This window comes from Paenibacillus sp. LS-5 (assembly GCF_056121505.1).
Window position 1 is genome coordinate 77,954 of the sequence record NZ_JBWAVA010000004.1, and the last position, 19,170, is coordinate 97,123.

Genomic DNA, 19,170 nt, shown 5'->3' on the forward strand with positions numbered 1-19,170 from the left:
ATTCTGCCTGTTTTCCTGTACGCAGAGCGCATACAAAAAGAAGACGAACATAAAGTTCGCCTTCTGCACCAGCATTTTATTTTTTTGTTACCCAATACTGCCTTCCATTTCGAACTTGATGAGACGGTTCATTTCTACCGCATACTCCATCGGCAGCTCTTTGGTGAATGGCTCGATGAAGCCCATGATGATCATCTGAGTCGCTTCGGCTTCGGTGAGGCCACGGCTCATCAGATAGAACAGCTGCTCTTCAGAGACCTTGGAGACGGTCGCTTCATGCTCAAGCACGATGTTATCGTTCATGATCTCATTGTATGGAATCGTGTCCGAAGTGGACAAGTTATCCAGAATTAGCGTATCGCATTTGATGTTGGATTTCGCGCCTTCCGCCTTACGGCCGAAGGAAGCCAGACCACGGTATGTTACTTTACCGCCATGCTTGCTGATCGATTTGGAGACGATCGTCGAAGTCGTGTCCGGTGCCAAATGAATCATTTTGGCCCCTGCATCCTGATGCTGGTCCTTGCCCGCAACCGCGATGGACAATACCGAGCCTTTGGCTCCGCGGCCTTTGAGTACAACGGCAGGATATTTCATGGTCAGCTTGGAACCGATGTTGCCATCGACCCATTCCATCGTAGCGTTCTCTTCAGCAACGGCACGTTTGGTAACCAGATTGTAGATATTCGGTGCCCAGTTCTGAATCGTTGTGTAACGAACGCGAGCGTTCTTCATGCACAGGATCTCAACGACCGCACTGTGCAGAGAGTTCGTGCTGTAGATAGGAGCTGTACAGCCCTCTACATAATGCACGAAGCTGTCTTCATCGGCAAGAATCAGAGTACGCTCGAATTGGCCCATGTTCTCAGAGTTAATCCGGAAGTATGCCTGCAGAGGCACTTCGCATTTCACACCCTTCGGAACATAGATGAAGCTTCCCCCAGACCATACAGCACTGTTCAATGCAGCAAACTTGTTATCCGCAGGCGGGATAATAGTACCAAAGAACTTTCTGAAGAGCTCGGGATGCTCACGCAGAGCAGTGTCGGTATCGGTAAAGATTACCCCTTGATCTTCAAGGTTCTTCTGCATGCTGTGGTAGACCACCTCGGATTCGTACTGCGCCGAGACACCGGCCAGGAACTTCTGCTCCGCTTCCGGAATCCCCAGCTTGTCGAAGGTCTCTTTAATCTCGGAAGGAACCTCCTCCCAAGTCTTCCCTTGCTTCTCGGACGGTCTTACATAATACTGGATTTCATCAAAATCCAATTCATCGAGATTACCGCCCCATTTAGGCATCGGCATTTTATAGAATTGCTCCAGAGATTTCAGGCGGAATTCCAGCATCCACTCCGGCTCATTCTTGATGGCAGAGATTTCTTTAACAATTTCGGCCGTAAGTCCCTTACCAGACTGGAATATCGACTTATGCTCGTCATGGAACCCGTATTGGTACTCTTCCATATCAGGCGCTTTCTTAGCCATGGTGTCAGCCTCCTTGTTTTTAGTGTTCTTGGTGATGCTCTTCTTCTTCCTCGTCTATACCTTTGCGCAGCGCGTTCCATGCCAGTGTCGCACATTTGATCCGCGCCGGAAATTTATTAACACCGGAAAGGGCTTCAATATCTTCATAGTCATTAAAATCCGCTGCTTCGCCCTTCATCAGGCAGGAGAAACGGTCAGCCAGGTCAAGCGCATGCTGGATCGTCTGGCCTTTGACCGCTTCCGTCATCATGGAAGCCGACGACATGCTGATCGAACAGCCTTCGCCGCTATAACGGGCATCCTTGACGATGCCATCCTCCACCTTTAGCTGAAGTGTAATACGGTCGCCGCAGGTAGGGTTGTTCAGTTCAATCTTCACGGCGTCATCTGCAAAAGAACCACGGTTCCGGGGATTTTTATAATGATCCATAATTACGCGTCTATATAAGTCATCCAAGTTCATAGGCGAAATACTCCTTTGCCTTGATTAAAGCTTGCACTAGTGCATCCACGTCCTGCTCCGAATTGTACAGATAGAAGCTTGCACGGGCGGTTGAACTGACCTGCAGCCACCGCATCAGCGGCTGGCAGCAGTGATGTCCGGCACGGACAGCGACACCCTCAGCATCCAGCACAGTAGCTACATCATGAGGATGAACATCCCCGAGATTGAAGGTAACTACGCCGACCTGACGGCTGCGCGGTCCATAAATGGTGAGTCCGTCCACCCCTGAGAGACGCTCTTCCGCGTAAGCAGCAAGCTCCATCTCATGACGGTGAATTTCATCCATCCCGATTTCCTGGAGGAAATCAATCGCTGCCCCTAGGCCGACCGCTCCGGCAATAATCGGTGTACCCCCTTCGAATTTCCAGGGAAGCTCTTTCCACGTCGATTCATACAGGCCTACATCGTCGATCATTTCACCACCGAACTCGACAGGCTCCATAGCCTCTAGCAAAGCCTTCTTGCCATACAAGGCGCCAATGCCTGTAGGTGCAAGCATCTTGTGCCCGGACAATGCGTAGAAATCGCAGTCGAGATCCTGAACATCCACCTTCATATGAGGTGTGCTCTGAGCCCCGTCCACAACGATTACAGCACCGTGACGGTGAGCGATGGCTGCCAGCTCTTTTACCGGATGGGTAACACCCATTACATTCGATACATAGGCGATGGCGACGATCTTGGTCTTATCGGTTATCGTCTCCTCAGCATCCGCTAGTGTAATGGTTCCATCCTTCTGCAGCGGGAGGAATTTCAAGGTTGCCCCTGTCTTCTTCGCCAGCTGCTGCCATGGGATGAAGTTGCTATGGTGCTCCATCTGGGTAATGACAATTTCGTCGCCTTCACCCACATGGGCCGGGCCGTAAGACGAAGCTACAATATTCAGAGCGGTTGTTGTGCCGCGGGTAAAAATAATTTCCTTCGTACTGCGGGCGTGAAGGAATTTCGCCAGCTTCTCGCGGGCTCCTTCATAAGCGTCCGTAGCCCGGCTGCCCAATGTATGGACGCCGCGGTGTACGTTAGCGTTATCCCATTCATAATAGGACTTCACTGCCTCGATAACCTGGCGCGGTTTCTGTGAGGTTGCCGCGCTGTCCAGGTACACCAAAGGATGGCCGTTGATCTTCTGGTTCAGTATGGGAAATTGCTCCCGGATGGCGCTGTTAATCATTGGCCTAACTTCCTTTCCACAAGAGATTGGAGCTGATTGCGCAGTCCCTCCAGTGGAATTTGCGACACTACAGGAGCTAGGAAGCCGTATATGATCAGTGTTTCTGCATCATGCCGTGTAATCCCCCGGGACATCAGGTAGTATACCTGCTCGTAATTGACCTGTCCTACGGAAGCGGCATGGCCTGCAGTAACATCGTCTTCATCAATAAGCAGAATCGGGTTAGCGTCTCCGCGTGCTTTGGGACTCAGCATCAGAACTTTTTCTGTCTGCTGGCCATCGGCCCGGGTTGCGCCTTTTTCGATTTTGGTAATCCCATTAATAATGGAGGTTGCGGAATCACGCATAACCGCACGGGTAATCATATCACTTGGCGTGTTTTTGCCGAAATGCTGAGCCTGTGTGGTGTAACTAAGCTTCTGTACGCCTGAGCCCACTGCGATGACTTTGGCGTCGGAGCTTGATCCATTGCCTTTAAGCACGGACTTGGTATCGCTGGCGGTATCACCGTAGTTCATTTCGCCTACAATCCATTCAATCGTCCCATCGTTCTCCACAACAGCGCGCCGGTAAGTCACGTCAGTTGTATCCTCACCCAGCTGATGAACCGTAGCATAACGCACCTTGGCGCCTGCTCCGACGAATACTTCCACCGCACCGTTGTGTAGTCCGGCTTCAGCTTTGTCCGATACATAGTTGTCAACGTATGTTAAAGAACTATTTGCTTCAGCAACAATCAGAATATGCGGAACAAAAGCAGCTTCAGCATCATCTGTGAGCAGAACCGCCTGTAGCGGTGTCTCAATAATGACGTTCTTCGGAACATAGAGGAATACCCCGCCGTTCCAAAGGGCTGCATGCAGCGCGGCAATAGAATGCTCATCAGGCAGTATTGCCTTGTGCAGATAACGCTGCACCAGATCTCCATGCTCTTTGACTGCCGTTTGCAGATCGGTAAAAATAACACCCTGAGCTGCCAGCTCCGGAGCAAGCCGTACATATATAGCGCTGGAGTTGCGCTGAATAATCAGGCTGCCTTCCTCCTGATCCTTGATCAGAGCTGTAACAGAAGCAGGAGCTTCACTAAGTGCAGTGATAGCTTGGCTTGCTTTATAACTTCCATAAGTGTTCACATTCCAGCGGTCAATCCGGGTCTTTTCCAGTTTCGGCAATGCCAGGCCTGCGGCCAGAGTAAGTGCGTTCAAACGGCTGTCCTTCAGCCAGCCCGGCTCGCCGCTGCTCTGCGACAATTCGCTGAGCAACTGTGCATCCACCGGAAGAATGGTTTGCGTCGTCATAAGTGGTTTCCTCCTTCCTGGCGTATCTTAAGCTTCCTGTCCTACAGTTTCATCTTCAATGCCAAGCTCTTCCTTCACCCATTCATAACCCTCTGCTTCCAGACGTTCAGCCAGTTCAGAGCCGCCGGATTTTACGATCCGTCCTTGCATCATCACATGTACATAATCTGGCTTGATGTAATTCAATAGGCGCTGATAATGGGTAATCACTAGGAAACCGCGTTCGGGGCTGCGCATGGAGTTAACGCCTTCAGCGACAATTTTGAGTGCATCAATATCAAGGCCGGAGTCAATTTCGTCAAGAATGACGATCTTGGGATCCAGCATCATCATTTGCAGAATTTCATTACGTTTCTTCTCGCCGCCGGAGAAACCTTCGTTCAGATAACGGTGCAGGAACTCAGGGTTCATATCCAGTTCTTTCATCTTGGCTTCCATTTGACGGATAAAGCGGATCAAGGAAATCTCGCTTCCCTCTTCACGGCGGGAATTGATCGCGCTGCGCAGGAAGTCGGAGTTCGTTACGCCGCTGATTTCACTTGGATACTGCATCGCCAGGAAAAGACCGGCACGTGCGCGTTCATCCACAGCCATTTCGAGCAGGTCTTCACCCTCCAGAATAGCTGTACCCTCAGTAACAACGTACTTGGGATGACCCATCAGTGCCGAAGCCAGGGTGCTTTTACCGGTACCGTTCGGTCCCATGATGGCGTGAATTTCGCCGCCCTTCATTTGAAGGTTGATTCCCTTCAGAATTTCTTTTCCCTCAATTGTTGCTTTCAGTCCCTCAATGACAAATTCTGCTGCCATAATAATGTTTCCCCCCATTGTTGGATTTGCGAAATCAGAAAGCTGTATTGTAACAGGTTATCCCTGATGCCAGCAAAAATTAGATTTTATATCATATTATAATAATTATAAAGTGTATTGGAGTGATTATCAATGATTCTCACTAATTTTATTACAAACCATGTTTTTTTACAAATATCTATTTTTGAGTAAAGCTCATCATGCAAGGTCTAAGATATGAACAAAAATCAAAAAAGAAAGCCCCCACACTGGAGGCTTTACTTCTATTGTAGATTTAATTATCCGCAACGTGCGATCAGCCCAGGAAAGAGCGAAGCATCCATTGGTTTTTCTCCAAATCACTGCGGATTTTGATGAACAAATCAGCTGTAGGCTGATCGCTTCCCTGCTCGGCCAGCTCAATACCCTCTGTAAGCTCTTCGGCCACGGTGGCGAAGTCTTCAATAAGCGTCTGAACCATGCTGCGTGTATCTTCCTTGCCTGTTGCTTCCTGGATAGTAGACAATTCAAGATATTCTTTCATGGTTGCTGCCGGGCTGCCTTTGATGCTCAGCAGTCGTTCAGCCACCTCATCCATTTTGAGGGTAATATCATCATACAGCTCTTCAAACTTCACATGGAGGGAGAAAAATTGCTCTCCTTTCACATACCAGTGATAATTGTGAATTTTCACATACAGTACGTTCAGGTTTGCAACCTCACGGTTGAGTACTTGTTCAAGTGAAGTAGTGTTTACTTTACCAGATGCTTTAGCCATTGTAAGATCCCTTCCTTATCCATAATTTAGCCGGCTGCCTGTCCATGGTCCGGCTTGCAGTTGTCTATACTGAATTTACCCTTCCCTGAAGAGGACGAAACATGAAATATCCCTCCGGTGAAGACACCAATGTCCGAACTTCTCCGTTGTTGGATGGTTTATGCTTGTAGGATGAACCAAGCCTGCCCCGCTTATGCTTCTCCAGATAAATCAACCTTGGACAAAAGCTAAAGGGCAGCAAAAAGAGGCCCGAAAGGCCTCTCTTTTGAAGCACACAACTGCCAGAAAATCTTTTACAGCATAAGAAGCAAAGCTTCCGCCCCACTCATTCCAGGCACAATCCCCAGCTTCTCTGCTTCTATGGTTACGGACTCCAAAGGTGCAGCCAGAAGCTGTGGCAACGTACGAACTCCAACAGCCCGGGCTGCTATAATGCCGCGGTCACTAAGCTTGTCATTGAGCAGGCCCACATCTAGCGCTCCGCACATGATATACCCTTTATCCGTGCTGATTGACAGCAGTGTTGTCTTCGGAAGCTTCACTTCAACACCAATCATTACATGACCACCAACGACCATAGGTTCCATTGTAACCAACCCGCCTAACCTCCTTGTTCTTGATCCTCCATCACGATGTATGTGTATGCTATATTTGGGATCAGTGTGTGGACGGAGGACTATATCCTCTGTTAAAATATGGTCAATAGTCCTAATTTCTCAATAACGAGGTATATGCTTATTCATGAATTAATGGTATAGTTTATATACTTTTAAATTAATATTTTGAATAGTGTCTACTGACAAAGCTGGGGGATTTATGGACAAGAAACTACAACACACGGACGGCAACTATTTATTTAATGTCGACATCCTGATCAACGCCCGTACTAACCCGCTTGCCCTGCAATACTTGCTTGAAATGTTGAACGGCAACGGGAAAATAACAGATTTCAACATTAACTCAGGTCTTGAGCTTGGAAGAACGATTGACTCTCTTCTCCGGTCCGCAAAGCTAGCACTGAAGCAGGAACCCGCAGCTGTTGCTCAAGAACCTTTAAAATTGCCAGTAAAGCAAACAGGTAAACAAGCGGAGAAGCCCCAATCCAAGAATGTTCCCGCAGACAAACCTGCAGCAACCCCTGCGGATGCGTACGGTAAAATCAGACTATACATTCAAAATAACCAACTGGTCCGGCTCCGTGCTAACCGGCACGGCAAACAAGTGTCCATGCCCTGCCGTATACTGAATTTTGATGAAACCGCTAATACACTCAGTGTGTATCATGTGGATGAGAAGCAAGTGTATACTTTCCAGCTCAATGAGATTGACGAATTTTCGTAATACATCAATGGCTGTGACACCAGACAAACAAGCACCTAACCTAGAAGATAACCTTCGGGTCAGGTGCTTGTTTGTTGATGTGGGTTCTTATGCTTTGAATGTTCTTCAATCTTTTCGGGAAAAAGCTTCCCAGGCCAGACAAATCCATCCGGCAATAAAGCATACCCCGCCGATAGGAGTGATCGCTCCAAGCACCTTAATACCGGTAATGCTCAGGACATACAAGCTGCCGGAGAAGAAAAGGATTCCCAGCGTCAGCAGTCTTCCCGCCCAGCGCAGACGCGAGCTCTCCCCCCATTGTCCCGCGACCAGCCCAATTAAAATTAGCCCCAGTGCATGAATCATGTGATAATGTACGCCCGTCTCGTAGACCTTCAGGTAGTCCTCACTAATTGAATTTTTAAGCAGATGCGCTCCGAACGCTCCTATGCCGACAGACAGCATAACCAGCAAGGCTCCAAAGGCGATAAATCTTCGTTGCATGGATTCACAGCTCCTTCAATTGAACTTGTCCCTATCTTACCGTAACCGGGCTGTTTATTTCCAGCAGCAGCAACATTGGAAGGGTATACAAACAAGACTTGCTTTTGCCGCCATCTTATGGAAAAGTGGGTATGAAGCATCTTTTATATCAAATAGGATACAAGGAGTGCCGTGCATGGACGATTATTCTCTGCCAAAAGAAGAACAAGCCTTGGATGAAGCAAGTTATCGGGATCTCAAACATTCCGGCCCGGGAATCGCCTCGTTTATTATCGCCCTCATTACGTTTGCCGGCTACATTATCACCTTCGTTGTTGTAGGTGTTAACGCCTCTTCTGTCACAGGAGGAAGCGACTCTTTTATTACCAATTCTGCAGAGTCTATCTTTTATCTGGGGATGTCTGTCCTCGTACTGGCTGCGGTAAATGTGATCGGGACTGTCATTGGCATAATCGGACTCACCCTCCGTAAGCGCCGCAAGGTTTATGCTGTTATCGGGACTATTATTAATGGAGTTATTCTGCTGCTGTTCATGCTGATGATTGCCACAGTACTCGTTAATGCCGGTTCAGCCTAAGGCTTCAATATTTTGAGACCGCCGCCCATTCCAACGAAGAAGCCGCTCCGGTCTAACGGAAGCGGCCTTTTTAGTATATCGCCTACTGCAAACTGCAGCCTGGAACAGGATTAACGGCTTACCAGACTATCCAGCGAAGTGTAGACATGCGGTCCGAAACCCTCGGAAGCTTCACGCTGCGGGATGTTCAGCTTGATGATATATCCCTGCCCGTCCATTTCCTTCACCACATACTCGCGGGTCAGACCTGACCCCATGGCAGTTAGATAGAGCCGGATGCCGGTCATCCGCCGGTCACGTTCCTGTTGATCGAGAGCAGCTACTTTGCCAGTGGAGGAGAGTTCCTTTTCACCCTCCTTTTGAAGAGCATCGAGATTGAAGTCTGAGGGCAGCTTGGTAATCTCAGCGTAATATCCCGGATCGACTTTCATTGCCAATTTACCGGTCTTCGCATCAAAAGTGAAGATATCGAATACATAGAGCGAGTAGCCCGCTCCAGTAGCCAGGGTTGCCGTCTTTTCTTCCTCCATACCCTCCAGCGTCAGCTTGAATGTCCTCGTCTTGGGGAGTTCACTGGTAGAAGGCGCTGTGCTTCCGCTCTCCGCAGACTTCTCCAGCTTCGACAGCACGCGCTGCGAAATGGATGAATCCCCTTCTACACTGCGCTCCACATATTCGAAGACTACAGGATCATCCATATTCAAAGACTCCAGGGACTTTTCCAGCCCCGCGCCAAGCTCAAATGATGTTGCCCCTTCTTCTGTCTTGATCTCTACCGAATGATTGTCGATCTGTCCGACGTAGATCCCTGTACCGTGAATCGTGTGCGCGTCCCCTACAGGAGATGAAACAGGTTCAGTTGCGGGAGATGAACTGGGTTCAGCCACAGGGCTTGGCGACGGTGATGCCGTGTTCTGTGCCGGAGAGGCAGAAGCGGTGGCCGATGGCTCTACCGGAGCCTCAGCCGGGGTATTGTCACTGCATGCGGTTATCGCCAGTAATAATACAGCAGTTGCCGCCAGAACAGGTAGTGCACGTGGTGATTTCATGTTGACTGCCTCCTCTTTGGTGAATCGGTAATCGAATCGCCTGGCAAGGCTTACTCTTATAAACGAATAACCCTTCCCCCGGGTTGCATAAACTTAACGGCCGTTCCATTCACATATCCCTAAGCCTCATGAATATACTTTAGTTACAACCTGCCCTTCAGTTACCGCTTGTGCCTGTACCGATTATATTCCATGGGAGGTGGTCATCCTGCCGCATTCATCCGGTCATTACACGTTTGTCGTATCCAAAGAAGACTGGTCCCTTCACCGCAAAGGCCATCAGGATCAGGAACGTCATCAGCAGAAGGTCCGGGAAGCCATTAAGGATAATCTGCCCGATCTCGTGACGGAAGAAAATATTATTATGTCCGACGGCAAACAAATCGTAAAGGTCCCTATCCGCAGCCTGGATGAATACCGGATTATTTACAACTTTCGCAAGCAAAAACACGTCGGTCAAGGCGACGGCGAAAGTCAAGTCGGGGACGTGCTTGGCCGCGATTCCCAATCCGCCCAGCCGGGTAAAGGCGACAAAGCAGGCGATCAGCCCGGTCAGGATACGGTTGAAGCGGAAGTCGATCTGGAAGATCTGGAAGACATCTTGTTCGAGGATATGGAACTTCCTCATCTTGCCCCCAAGACACAAGAAGAGATTGAGGTCAAATCCATCGTCTTCAACGATATCCGCAAAAAAGGCATGATGTCCAACATAGACAAAAAACGCACCCTGCTTGAGAACCTGCGCCGCAATGCCAGCCGTGGCAAGCCAGGCATCCATAGCATCAGCCCAGACGATCTGCGCTACAAAACCTGGGACGATATCACGGTGCCTCACTCTAATGCCGTTATTATTGCGATGATGGATACTTCCGGGTCCATGGGCACTTTTGAAAAATACTGCGCCCGCAGCTTCTTCTTCTGGATGACCCGCTTCCTGCGCCGCCAGTACGAGAAGGTGGACATTGTGTTCGTGGCACACCACACAGAAGCCAAAGAGGTTAGCGAGCATGACTTCTTCACCCGCGGTGAGAGCGGGGGAACCATCTGCTCCTCAGCCTACCAGAAGGCGCTGGACATTATCGATAGCCGTTATCCGCCCTCCAAATACAATATCTACCCCTTCCACTTCTCTGACGGCGACAACCTTACCTCCGATAATGAACGGTGTGTCAAGCTGATCGGGGAGCTACTGAAACGCAGCAACATGTTCGGTTACGGAGAGGTTAACCAATACAACCGCAGCAGCACGCTGATGTCCGCATACCGGCATCTGAAGCAGGAGCAGTTCATGCACTATGTGATCAAAGACAAGAAGGAAGTGTATCAGGCACTGAAGACTTTTTTTGGCAAAAAGAACGCCGTACAATGAGCAAAAGACCTCCACCCGGAAAGGTGGAGGTCTTTTGCTGTCGATATCCTTTTGAACAATATGACAGTTATTCGTCACTTAATAAAAGCTCACCATGCAGCACAGTATCCCCCTTGTTATCCAGATACCATTTGCCATCGGAGGCCTTGACAACCGATTTAAGATAATAAAATAGTTCTATCACTGAACTTTTATCATCCTTGTCACGGACAGTATAAACAAAATAGACTGTGGCCTTATTCGGTCCATATGAGACAACGGTCGCCTGCTTCTTGGTATACTTCAGTTCGTGTTTGAGAAAGTTGTATTCCAGCAGCTGCTTGACCTGATCTTTGCTCAGATTTCGATTGATATAATATGCTTCTGGAGAGCGATCCACCGCCATGAGCGCCAGTGCATCCTCATTGTTCATTGCTTGTATATATTTATCAAGCAATGTATAGATGGCTACCTTGTCGGCATCCGGAACAGCCGCTCCCTTATTGGCAAGGGAGAGATCATCAGGAGACTCTGCTTCAATCTGGTAGACATCAATATTTTTATGAACGGCATCATAATTCATTCTGATATTGGAAGTAGCATTGAACAAATGATTCATAACCATTACATTGGCTCCGGAACCCAGTATCATTGGAGCATCTTTACTGTAGGTAAATTCACGGCCGTTAAGAAAGGTCTTCCCCGATTTAAGATCAATCTTATAGGAAGTATCCTTCAAATCTGCTGTGATCATCTTTTTGGCCGCATCGTAGTTGAACTTGAATCCTAAAGCCAGCACAACACTGCGGAACTCGATGTACACTCTGCCCCCTTGCACGATAGGAGCAGCCTTCGGATGGATTTCCTCGCTCTGGACGAAGACTCGGATCGTCTTCACGTTTGCTGCCGCTGCGGAGGCTGCTGCCGGACCCAAAGACATAACTGTCAGAACGAAGGCCAGAAAGAGCATTGCAATCTTACTCATATTTAAATTCTTCATTAAATACCTTATACCCCCATTTTAATTAAAATCACCCTTTCTACTTTATCGTCAACTTGCATGTAATTCCTTTGAAGTCCTAATTAGCCTTCTCTCTATCCTTACCCTTGTCGGATTCACCAGCGTTCTTATTTGCGGATTCACGATCCTTCATCATCTCGTCCACAGACTTCACCTTCAGCCGTGCAGCCCCGGCGTTATCAGCCATCGTCGGTACGAGATTACCGGAAGCAAGGCGAGCCTTCGCTTCAGCAATCGCAGCACCATACTGCGGTAGCCACTGCTCCCCGGCAACCAGCATCTCATCGACCATCTGCCAGATTTCCTTCGGATTGCAGACGGCTCCGACCAGCGGGTCCATCATGAAGGCTTGACGCAGCAGCTTATCATCGCCATGCACCGCAGCCTCAACTGCCAGACGTTGCACAGAAATGCTGACATTGCACACAGCAGCAAGCCCAAGCGGTAGTTCCCCTACCACCGGCATCGAGATGCCGTTATGATCGACGTACCCCGGCGCTTCAATAATGGCATCATCCGGCAGATTACCAATGATACCGTTATTGACGGTATTAAAGTGGCCTCTATATACTCTGCCCGTCTCCAATCCTTCAATAATATAGGAGCCATGCTCTTCGCCGCGGTGCTCAGCCGTGTATTCCAGCGCCGGGTCCTTCATCCAATTAGGAAAATCAGTCTCGAACCAGTTGCGCCCTTCTGTGCAGACCCGTAAGTATCCCCCGGTTTCTCCGTTGATCCAGCTGCCCAGGTCGATCCAGTCCATAATTTCGCTGCTTCGCTTGCGGTACCACGGAACATATTCGCTTAAATGTCCATTAGACTCAGTGCTGTAATAGCCGAAGCGGCGCAGCATATCGATCCGCACCTTTTCCGTCCGGCTGAATTCAGGGTGCTTTTCAAAAGCTTCCAGTAGTCCTGCGGTCAGATCCCTGCCTTTATGCTTGGCTGAGATATACCAGGTCTGGTGATTGATCCCTGCACATATGATATCCACCTCAGATTTCTCCAGCCCATAGACCTCAGCAATCTGCTGATGCCCATGCTGCACTCCGTGGCAGAGCCCAATGGTCTTCACACCCCCGTATTTATTGCAAGCCCAGGTCAGCACGGCCATGGGATTGGAGTAATTGAGCAGCAGCACATCGGGCGCAGCTACCTCCCGGATGTCACGGCATATCTCCAGCATCTCGGCAATCCCGCGCTGCCCGTACATGATTCCGCCTGCACATAAGGTATCACCCACGCACTGGTCCACACCATACTTCAGCGGAATATCCACATCGGTCGCAAAAGCTTCAAGCCCTCCCATACGAATAGTACAAAATACGTACTTCGCATCCTTAAGTGCTTCTCTGCGGTCTGTCGTAGGCGAGATTGTGATATTCAGGCCGTTCTCCCGGATATCCCGCTGACACAGCTCGGTGACCATCTGCAAGTTGAGAGGATTAATATCCATAAAGGAGACTTCAATCTCCTTAAATTCCTGTACCGTCAGCAGGTCACGCAGCAATCCCCGTGTAAAACCTATACTGCCTGCTCCAATAAAAGCTACTTTAAAAGACATTGCCATCATCCTCCCAATGAATGAATTATTCCTGTTCATTGTAGCAAGGAGGCTGCGGGAAGCGTTATCAATATCACGACCATTTTACTGATGAACTGTCAACAATCCTCACTTGTCGTCGACACCGGTTGATAATCCCCCCATGATAACCGTTCCATCGCATTACGGTACTCCACCGGTGTACAAAGGGTGTACTTCTTGAACAGGAGATGAAAATACTGCCTGCTGCTGATCCCCACGTAGTCGGCAATTTCCGCAACAGGAACTTCGCTCTGTCCGAGGAGCATCTTTGCCTTCTCCATACGCAGCATATTCAGATAGTCCGTCAGTGTCCGTCCCGTATGCGCCCGGAAGATGCGTTGTAAATACCCTGGATGCAGACTGACCTCGGCAGCAACCTCTTTGACCTGGATACTGCGGTCATAGTTCTGATGCAGAAATTCAATCGCGCGCCGCACATAAACCTGCGAGGGCTGCTGGGTGGCCTGTATCTGTTCCCTCCGTAGTCTGGAGAGGCGCAGCAGCAGCTCGGCGAACAGCAGACCGATCATTATGCTCCCTTGTCCCGTCTTTTGCGCTTCTCCGTCACCACCTTGCTGGTCCAGCTCCAATACTAGCGATTTAAGTACACGAAATATCTCTTCGGGGTCCGGCAGCACCAGACTGCAGAAGGGCACACGTAGCAATTCTGCCAGATCCGGCTCCTCCTCAGCCAGTCTGGAGATGGAAAGGGATGCCCCCTTGGAGGGTGTGAACCCAAATTCAACATTCAGCATTCGGCACGATGTTCCCTCTTCCACAATCAGCCGGTGCGGCACATTGGCATCGAGTATAATTAATTCTCCTCTTTTCAAGCGGATACGTTCCTCATTCACACCCTGTTGTACATCGACCACACAGCTTCCCGAGATTAGATACATGATCTCCGTCCAATTATGCTGATGATGCGCCATCGTATATGAATTCCATTGCTTATAATAGTAGGCAAAAAAATGCGGCCCATAATGCCCTTCCAGCAAAGCCTGCTGAAACAGGCTACCATTTAATTCCGGCAAGCAAATCCCCTCCTTTCTGTCTGCAGAATTCTTATTTCACCCTGCAAAACTTCTCGATTCCTTCTATATAGGACAAGTGTATCCCTTGAACCTCCCCGGGACAAGGAGCGGATACGTACAACAGGAAGCAGTCCATGCCAAAAACCCCCGCGCCGCCGATGACTCGGAACGCAGGGGCTATTTTCTATCCAGATTATCCCTGAAAAGAAACCAGAGACAGCTTCAACTCCTCAGCCAGTGCCTCCAGCTTGCCGGATAGAGCGACCAGTTCCTCGCTCACGATGAACTGCTGCGAGGACATGGAGGCCACTTCCTCCGTCGAGGCACTGGTCTGCTGGACTACCGCATGCACGCTGGCCATGGATTCACCGAGCAGCTGCTGGCATTCTGTCAGTGAAGCGATCGAGGCCGACGACTCATTCAAATATCCGATAAACTGTTCCATTTCTGTCCGGACACCTTCAAATATAATAGAGGATTCCCGTACAGATGCAATCTGCTCACGAAAAAGAGGCGCTGTCTCCCCCACAACCTGAACCGTATTTTCTATATGCCTGCTGATCTCTTCAGTGATTGTGGCCACAGAAGCGATCGACTGGTTGGATTGGTTGGCCAGTCCGCGGATTTCGTCCGCAATCACTATGAAACCTCTTCCGGCTGCTCCGGCTCTAACGGCTTCTATAGAGGCATTGAGCGCCAGAATATTCGTCTGCTTATTCACGGCGACCATCGGGGTAAGAATGCTCCGGATCAGAAGTGTGCTTTCTCTCAGCCTTATGGAATTTTCCTGAATCAAATCCATCATCCGCGCAGTAGATTCGCTCTGGGCAACCAGCGCCTTCATCAGCTCCGCTCCCTGGTCGCTGACCGTGATTACCTTCTCCGCCGATGTATCCATGGCCTGATTTATCTCCTTCACTTCCTTGATCTGGAGATTCATCCTTTCCACGTTGCGGTTGCTGTTCTCTGCTTCAAGAGCCAGGCTGGCTGCACCGCGGGCAATCTCTCCTGTAGCGGCCGCCACTTCTCTCGCATGGGTGGATGTCGCACCGGAAGCGTTCACTAACTGTTCCGAGGTAGCCAGTACCTGAGCCGCTGAACTTCCGCTCTGGCCTGCCAAAAGGGAGATCTGCTCCATCATCTTGTTGAAACTATGGCCCAGCCGGCCAATCTCATCCTGACCTTTGAAGCTGGTACGCACCTGGAGATTACCTTGCTCGCCTTCCTCCATCAGACGGGCAAGCTTGCCCAGCGGGCGCCCAATCTGGCGGACCAGCAGGTAGCCGATCAGCAGTGCAATCACAGCTGCAGCGAGGACAACCAACAGCGTAATATAGAGCAGCTTGTCCGCAGATTTGGTAAAGTCACTGACCGGAGCATATCCCATCAGAGTCCACTTAGCTGTATCCAGCGGCTGATAGACCACCAGTTGTGATGCCCCCTGCTCATTGCTGCTTGTAAATGAATGAAGCTGTCCCTGCGCCAGTTCTGTTTCAGGGTGTATGTATGAGGACTCACCAAGCAGCTTGTTGTCCGCTCCGTACACAATACTTCCTGCCGGGTCCAGAATGCGGATCTCTCCGGCAAGCCCGATATGGAGATTGGCGAGCATATCCGTAAGCGCCTGGCCCTTGATCTCAATCAGCATATAATACTCAGCCTCGGGATGCTGTATATTCCGCAATAGCCTGCCCATCGTCAATGAAGACTGGTCATAGGCATCGAAGAAGCCTTTGGCCCTTACCGGGAACCAGACGGGATTGCCTTTGGCTTCATCGATCTGCTTCACTCTGGCCAGGATGCCTTCATCGCTGCGGACAGCACTAATACCTGTCGACTTGTACGATTCGGCATCTACTAGGCTTTTGGAGATAAGCCGGATGCCCATCATCCGTTCATCCGAGCCCTTCACCGAGTCCAGCTTGCGTCGGATCCGGTCCTCAGCCGCAACTTTGGCGACGGTTCCGGCTCCCGGACGGTTCACCGTCTCCATATCTGCTTTTAAAATAGAATCCACAGCAAACTGCCGGGAGAGTGCTTCATACTCGGCAAATAAAAAGTCCAGCTTGTCTGCAGCCTGCACAATGGACTGTGAGGATGCAGCAGCAACCTGATCAGTGATAATGCCTTTAGCGGCATAATATGAGGTTAGGCCCAAAACCGAGGATAGTACCACAATCGTACAGAACAAAATGACGAACAGCTTAATGCCTACCGATCTAAATCGTAAATGAAGCGGTCGTTTCATTACACACTCTCTCCTCATGCAACAAGTAGAACCCGCTTTGTCGCCCTTTTTCTAAGGACGATATCCGTTTCAGCGAGAAATAGAAGGATAATTTATAGTGCAACACATATAAACTCTTCTATATTAAATAAAGATACAGCCCTTAATAGACAACATAAAGGCTGTACCCCTTGTTTCAATAATTCACAATCACACAAGACAACTATCCTTTGCTTGCACCTGCGGTCAAACCGTCAACGAGCAACCGCTGGAGGAAACCGAACAGAATCATAATCGGTACGGATATCAGTACAGCCCCCGCTGCGAACAGGGTGAAATTCGAATTCTGCATCGTATTCACCATATCCCACATACCGACGGCGACCGTCCAGTTCTCCTTCGTCCGCAGAATCAGCTTGGCAAAGATGAAATCCACCCAAGGACCGACGAATTGAGTAAGTGCCATATAGGTGATCATCGGCCGGGAGAGCGGAAGAATAATCCGGGCAAAAATCCCGAAATTGCTGGCTCCGTCAATCCGCGCCGCTTCATCCAGCGATCGTGGAATGGTGTCAAGGAAGCCTTTGGCGATCAGCGTTCCGCCAAGCGGCGCTCCTGCCGCATAGACGATAATCAGTGCCATATGCGTATCCAGCAGATGGAATTCTTTGAGCAGCAAATAGATTGCAATCATACTCATGAAACCCGGGAACATTCCGAGAATGAGCAGGGTCGACATGGTAGTCTTACGGCTCTTGAAACGAAATCTGGAAAGAGCGTAACTCGTCAGGAGTGTCAATATCACACCGATCAGCATGGAGAACACGGCAATCTTGAGCGTATTAGCATACCAGGTTCCGAACATATAGACGGGTGAAGTAAACAGTTCCTTATAGTGGCTAAGCGTGAAGTGTTCAGGAATCAGGGTCTTGCTGTACAGGGATTTACCGGGCCGGAAGGATGCGAGCAGAATCCAGAGTGCCGGATAGATCGCAGCAATCGCCAGCGCAACGAGAATGATATAACTGAGGCTTAAGCGAACAAAGTTCGCAAGCTTGCGTCCGATGATCATTGAATCATATCCTCCTCTTTAAATGATTTGGTCCGGCGGTAATTGTACAGGGAGAACCCGGCGACAATTATGAAGAGTATAATACCTATCGCGGAAGCCATATTATTTTTGTTCTGGTCCAGCGTCAACTTGTACAGCCAGGTTACCAGCAGGTCCGTTGATCCGGCATACTGGTAATTTCCGTTGACCGGATTGCCCGCAGTCAGCAGGTAAATCGCATTGAAGTTGTTGATATTGCCGGCAAATTGCATGATCAGCGTTGGTGCAGTGGAGAACAGTATCATCGGCAGCGTAATAATCCGGAACTTCTGATAGTTGGTAGCCCCGTCTACTTCGGCTGCTTCGTACATATCACGCGGGATTGTCGTCAACACGCCCATAATCAGCAGCATGGAAACCGGAATCCCGACCCACATATTAACGATAATGACCGTAGCCTTGGCCCAGAACGGATCCGTCAGCCATGGCAGCCCTCCCAGCCCGAAATAACCGAGATACTGGTTGATCGGACCGAACTGCCCGTTGAACAGATTGCGCATAAGCAGCAGGGATATCATCTGCGGGATCGCATAAGGCACTATCAGAATCAGTCTCCACAGACCCTTGAAGCGGATACCTTTTTGGTTAATCAGCAGAGCGACAAGCAGCCCGCCGAAGTAAGTAGTAATGGTGGATAGAACCGCCCAGATAATGGTCCAGGTAAGTACTCCGTAAAAGGTATGGCTCCATGATTTGAGGACCAGCAGGTTGCGGAAAGTTTGAAAGCCTACCCAGTCGACCAGCCTAGCCGGCGGAATATGATCCGGTGCGGCATAGTTCGTGAAGGCCAGCATGATCATAAAAATAATCGGCATGATTGTGAAGAACAAAATACCGATACCCGGAATCAGCAAAAAGCTCTGGGCAAACTTGTAATCCAGAATATAGCGTACAGATTGCTTGAATGTATTCGAAGGACGACCGGTTTCGCGTTCTTCTCCGATTTTATGGGCATCCTTAATATTCATGTACCAGCCAATCAGGAATAACACAAAAAACAACAGGGTAATCAAACTTTCGATCAAAATAACGATGGAATGGTCCCCGGGCACCATTTTAGCGATTCCCTTAACCTTTTCCAGATGGCTTGGAGAATCCCCCAGGGTTGTAATCCCCCAAAAGGCTCTACCCAAATTAGCTATGAAATAGACCAGAGCTCCAGCCTCTACGGCTATAAAAATAAGCCCTTTAATGAATTGGCGGTTATATATTTGTCCCAATCCCATAAAAATGGTCGACAGTATTGCGGCTCTGCTGCGGTGTCGCTGCATTTCCCTTCCGTTCTCCTCTCCGTGCGGAATTCAGGAAACTCGCCCGCCGCTACTTGGAGCGGCGGGCGAGTTGATTCCACTATGTGCTATTGTTTGG

The 19,170-nt window shown here is 49.5% G+C and carries 18 protein-coding genes; 3 read left to right on the forward strand and 15 right to left on the reverse strand.

Going from position 1 to position 19,170, the window contains the following annotated elements; all coding sequences use genetic code 11:
- Positions 1 to 87 precede the first annotated feature (87 nt).
- The 7 genes from sufB to AC0MA3_RS08065 form a co-directional block, all read right to left on the reverse strand.
- Positions 88 to 1,485, reverse strand: coding sequence for a Fe-S cluster assembly protein SufB (gene sufB / locus AC0MA3_RS08035; protein WP_474655786.1), 1,398 nt, complete (start codon positions 1,483 to 1,485; stop codon positions 88 to 90).
- A 19-nt stretch (positions 1,486 to 1,504) separates the two neighbouring features.
- A complete protein-coding gene (gene sufU, locus AC0MA3_RS08040; protein WP_474655787.1) occupies positions 1,505 to 1,948 on the reverse strand; it encodes a Fe-S cluster assembly sulfur transfer protein SufU in 444 nt (147 codons plus the stop codon).
- The gene (locus AC0MA3_RS08045) at positions 1,935 to 3,161 is read right to left on the reverse strand and encodes a cysteine desulfurase (protein ID WP_379160735.1); all 1,227 of its coding nucleotides are present in this window, start codon (positions 3,159 to 3,161) and stop codon (positions 1,935 to 1,937) included. Before AC0MA3_RS08045 ends, sufU begins: the two co-directional genes overlap by 14 nt.
- Positions 3,158 to 4,459, reverse strand: coding sequence for a Fe-S cluster assembly protein SufD (sufD, locus tag AC0MA3_RS08050; RefSeq protein WP_379160732.1), 1,302 nt, complete (start codon positions 4,457 to 4,459; stop codon positions 3,158 to 3,160). Before sufD ends, AC0MA3_RS08045 begins: the two co-directional genes overlap by 4 nt.
- A 27-nt stretch (positions 4,460 to 4,486) precedes the next feature.
- Positions 4,487 to 5,269, reverse strand: coding sequence for a Fe-S cluster assembly ATPase SufC (sufC, locus tag AC0MA3_RS08055; RefSeq protein ID WP_379160729.1), 783 nt, complete (start codon positions 5,267 to 5,269; stop codon positions 4,487 to 4,489).
- A gap of 295 nt (positions 5,270 to 5,564) precedes the next feature.
- Positions 5,565 to 6,026 (reverse strand): Dps family protein, encoded by a 462-nt coding sequence (locus tag AC0MA3_RS08060; RefSeq protein WP_379160726.1) that lies wholly within the window; start codon positions 6,024 to 6,026, stop codon positions 5,565 to 5,567.
- A gap of 293 nt (positions 6,027 to 6,319) precedes the next feature.
- Positions 6,320 to 6,622 (reverse strand): YunC family protein, encoded by a 303-nt coding sequence (locus tag AC0MA3_RS08065; RefSeq protein WP_474655788.1) that lies wholly within the window; start codon positions 6,620 to 6,622, stop codon positions 6,320 to 6,322.
- A gap of 220 nt (positions 6,623 to 6,842) precedes the next feature.
- Between AC0MA3_RS08065 and AC0MA3_RS08070 the strand changes: the two genes are divergently transcribed.
- Positions 6,843 to 7,367: a hypothetical protein gene (locus tag AC0MA3_RS08070; protein ID WP_379160720.1), complete on the forward strand. Its 525-nt coding sequence runs from the start codon at positions 6,843 to 6,845 to the stop codon at positions 7,365 to 7,367.
- Between the two features lie 105 nt (positions 7,368 to 7,472).
- Here AC0MA3_RS08070 and AC0MA3_RS08075 read toward each other — a convergent pair whose 3' ends face one another.
- Positions 7,473 to 7,850 (reverse strand): DUF423 domain-containing protein, encoded by a 378-nt coding sequence (locus tag AC0MA3_RS08075; protein WP_379160717.1) that lies wholly within the window; start codon positions 7,848 to 7,850, stop codon positions 7,473 to 7,475.
- A 175-nt stretch (positions 7,851 to 8,025) separates the two neighbouring features.
- Between AC0MA3_RS08075 and AC0MA3_RS08080 the strand changes: the two genes are divergently transcribed.
- Positions 8,026 to 8,427, forward strand: coding sequence for a hypothetical protein (locus AC0MA3_RS08080; protein ID WP_474655789.1), 402 nt, complete (start codon positions 8,026 to 8,028; stop codon positions 8,425 to 8,427).
- A gap of 110 nt (positions 8,428 to 8,537) precedes the next feature.
- On the opposite strand, the gene AC0MA3_RS08085 is transcribed toward AC0MA3_RS08080, so the two are convergent.
- On the reverse strand, positions 8,538 to 9,476 hold the full coding sequence (locus tag AC0MA3_RS08085; RefSeq protein ID WP_474655790.1) for an RAD23 family protein: 939 nt from the start codon (positions 9,474 to 9,476) through the stop codon (positions 8,538 to 8,540).
- A 208-nt stretch (positions 9,477 to 9,684) separates the two neighbouring features.
- Here AC0MA3_RS08085 and yhbH point away from each other — a divergent pair, with 208 nt between their 5' ends.
- Positions 9,685 to 10,845, forward strand: a complete 1,161-nt coding sequence (yhbH, locus tag AC0MA3_RS08090; RefSeq protein ID WP_379160934.1) for a sporulation protein YhbH — start codon at positions 9,685 to 9,687, stop codon at positions 10,843 to 10,845.
- A gap of 67 nt (positions 10,846 to 10,912) precedes the next feature.
- On the opposite strand, the gene AC0MA3_RS08095 is transcribed toward yhbH, so the two are convergent.
- From AC0MA3_RS08095 to AC0MA3_RS08120, 6 genes are all read right to left on the reverse strand, one after another.
- The gene (locus AC0MA3_RS08095) at positions 10,913 to 11,809 is read right to left on the reverse strand and encodes a stalk domain-containing protein (protein ID WP_474655791.1); all 897 of its coding nucleotides are present in this window, start codon (positions 11,807 to 11,809) and stop codon (positions 10,913 to 10,915) included.
- Between the two features lie 94 nt (positions 11,810 to 11,903).
- Positions 11,904 to 13,409: an alpha-galactosidase gene (gene melA, locus AC0MA3_RS08100; protein ID WP_474655792.1), complete on the reverse strand. Its 1,506-nt coding sequence runs from the start codon at positions 13,407 to 13,409 to the stop codon at positions 11,904 to 11,906.
- 98 nt (positions 13,410 to 13,507) lie between these two features.
- Entirely contained in the window at positions 13,508 to 14,464 is a 957-nt protein-coding gene (locus AC0MA3_RS08105) for an AraC family transcriptional regulator (protein WP_474655793.1), read from the reverse strand.
- Positions 14,465 to 14,657: 193 nt separating this feature from the next.
- Positions 14,658 to 16,712: a methyl-accepting chemotaxis protein gene (locus tag AC0MA3_RS08110; protein ID WP_474655794.1), complete on the reverse strand. Its 2,055-nt coding sequence runs from the start codon at positions 16,710 to 16,712 to the stop codon at positions 14,658 to 14,660.
- A 202-nt stretch (positions 16,713 to 16,914) separates the two neighbouring features.
- Positions 16,915 to 17,763: a sugar ABC transporter permease gene (locus AC0MA3_RS08115; RefSeq protein WP_379160695.1), complete on the reverse strand. Its 849-nt coding sequence runs from the start codon at positions 17,761 to 17,763 to the stop codon at positions 16,915 to 16,917.
- Complete coding sequence (locus AC0MA3_RS08120) at positions 17,760 to 19,073, reverse strand: carbohydrate ABC transporter permease (RefSeq protein WP_474655795.1); 1,314 nt, start codon at positions 19,071 to 19,073, stop codon at positions 17,760 to 17,762. Before AC0MA3_RS08120 ends, AC0MA3_RS08115 begins: the two co-directional genes overlap by 4 nt.
- Between the last annotated feature and the right edge of the window lie 97 nt (positions 19,074 to 19,170).

Coding starts and splice junctions, on each gene's coding strand:
- sufB (WP_474655786.1), bottom strand. CDS start 1,485: ATGGCTAAGAAAGCGCCTGATATGGAAGAGTACCAATACGGGTTCCAT.
- sufU (WP_474655787.1), bottom strand. CDS start 1,948: ATGAACTTGGATGACTTATATAGACGCGTAATTATGGATCATTATAAA.
- AC0MA3_RS08045 (WP_379160735.1), bottom strand. CDS start 3,161: ATGATTAACAGCGCCATCCGGGAGCAATTTCCCATACTGAACCAGAAG.
- sufD (WP_379160732.1), bottom strand. CDS start 4,459: ATGACGACGCAAACCATTCTTCCGGTGGATGCACAGTTGCTCAGCGAA.
- sufC (WP_379160729.1), bottom strand. CDS start 5,269: ATGGCAGCAGAATTTGTCATTGAGGGACTGAAAGCAACAATTGAGGGA.
- AC0MA3_RS08060 (WP_379160726.1), bottom strand. CDS start 6,026: ATGGCTAAAGCATCTGGTAAAGTAAACACTACTTCACTTGAACAAGTA.
- AC0MA3_RS08070 (WP_379160720.1), top strand. CDS start 6,843: ATGGACAAGAAACTACAACACACGGACGGCAACTATTTATTTAATGTC.
- AC0MA3_RS08075 (WP_379160717.1), bottom strand. CDS start 7,850: ATGCAACGAAGATTTATCGCCTTTGGAGCCTTGCTGGTTATGCTGTCT.
- AC0MA3_RS08080 (WP_474655789.1), top strand. CDS start 8,026: ATGGACGATTATTCTCTGCCAAAAGAAGAACAAGCCTTGGATGAAGCA.
- AC0MA3_RS08085 (WP_474655790.1), bottom strand. CDS start 9,476: ATGAAATCACCACGTGCACTACCTGTTCTGGCGGCAACTGCTGTATTA.
- AC0MA3_RS08095 (WP_474655791.1), bottom strand. CDS start 11,809: ATGAGTAAGATTGCAATGCTCTTTCTGGCCTTCGTTCTGACAGTTATG.
- melA (WP_474655792.1), bottom strand. CDS start 13,409: ATGTCTTTTAAAGTAGCTTTTATTGGAGCAGGCAGTATAGGTTTTACA.
- AC0MA3_RS08110 (WP_474655794.1), bottom strand. CDS start 16,712: ATGAAACGACCGCTTCATTTACGATTTAGATCGGTAGGCATTAAGCTG.
- AC0MA3_RS08115 (WP_379160695.1), bottom strand. CDS start 17,763: ATGATCATCGGACGCAAGCTTGCGAACTTTGTTCGCTTAAGCCTCAGT.
- AC0MA3_RS08120 (WP_474655795.1), bottom strand. CDS start 19,073: ATGCAGCGACACCGCAGCAGAGCCGCAATACTGTCGACCATTTTTATG.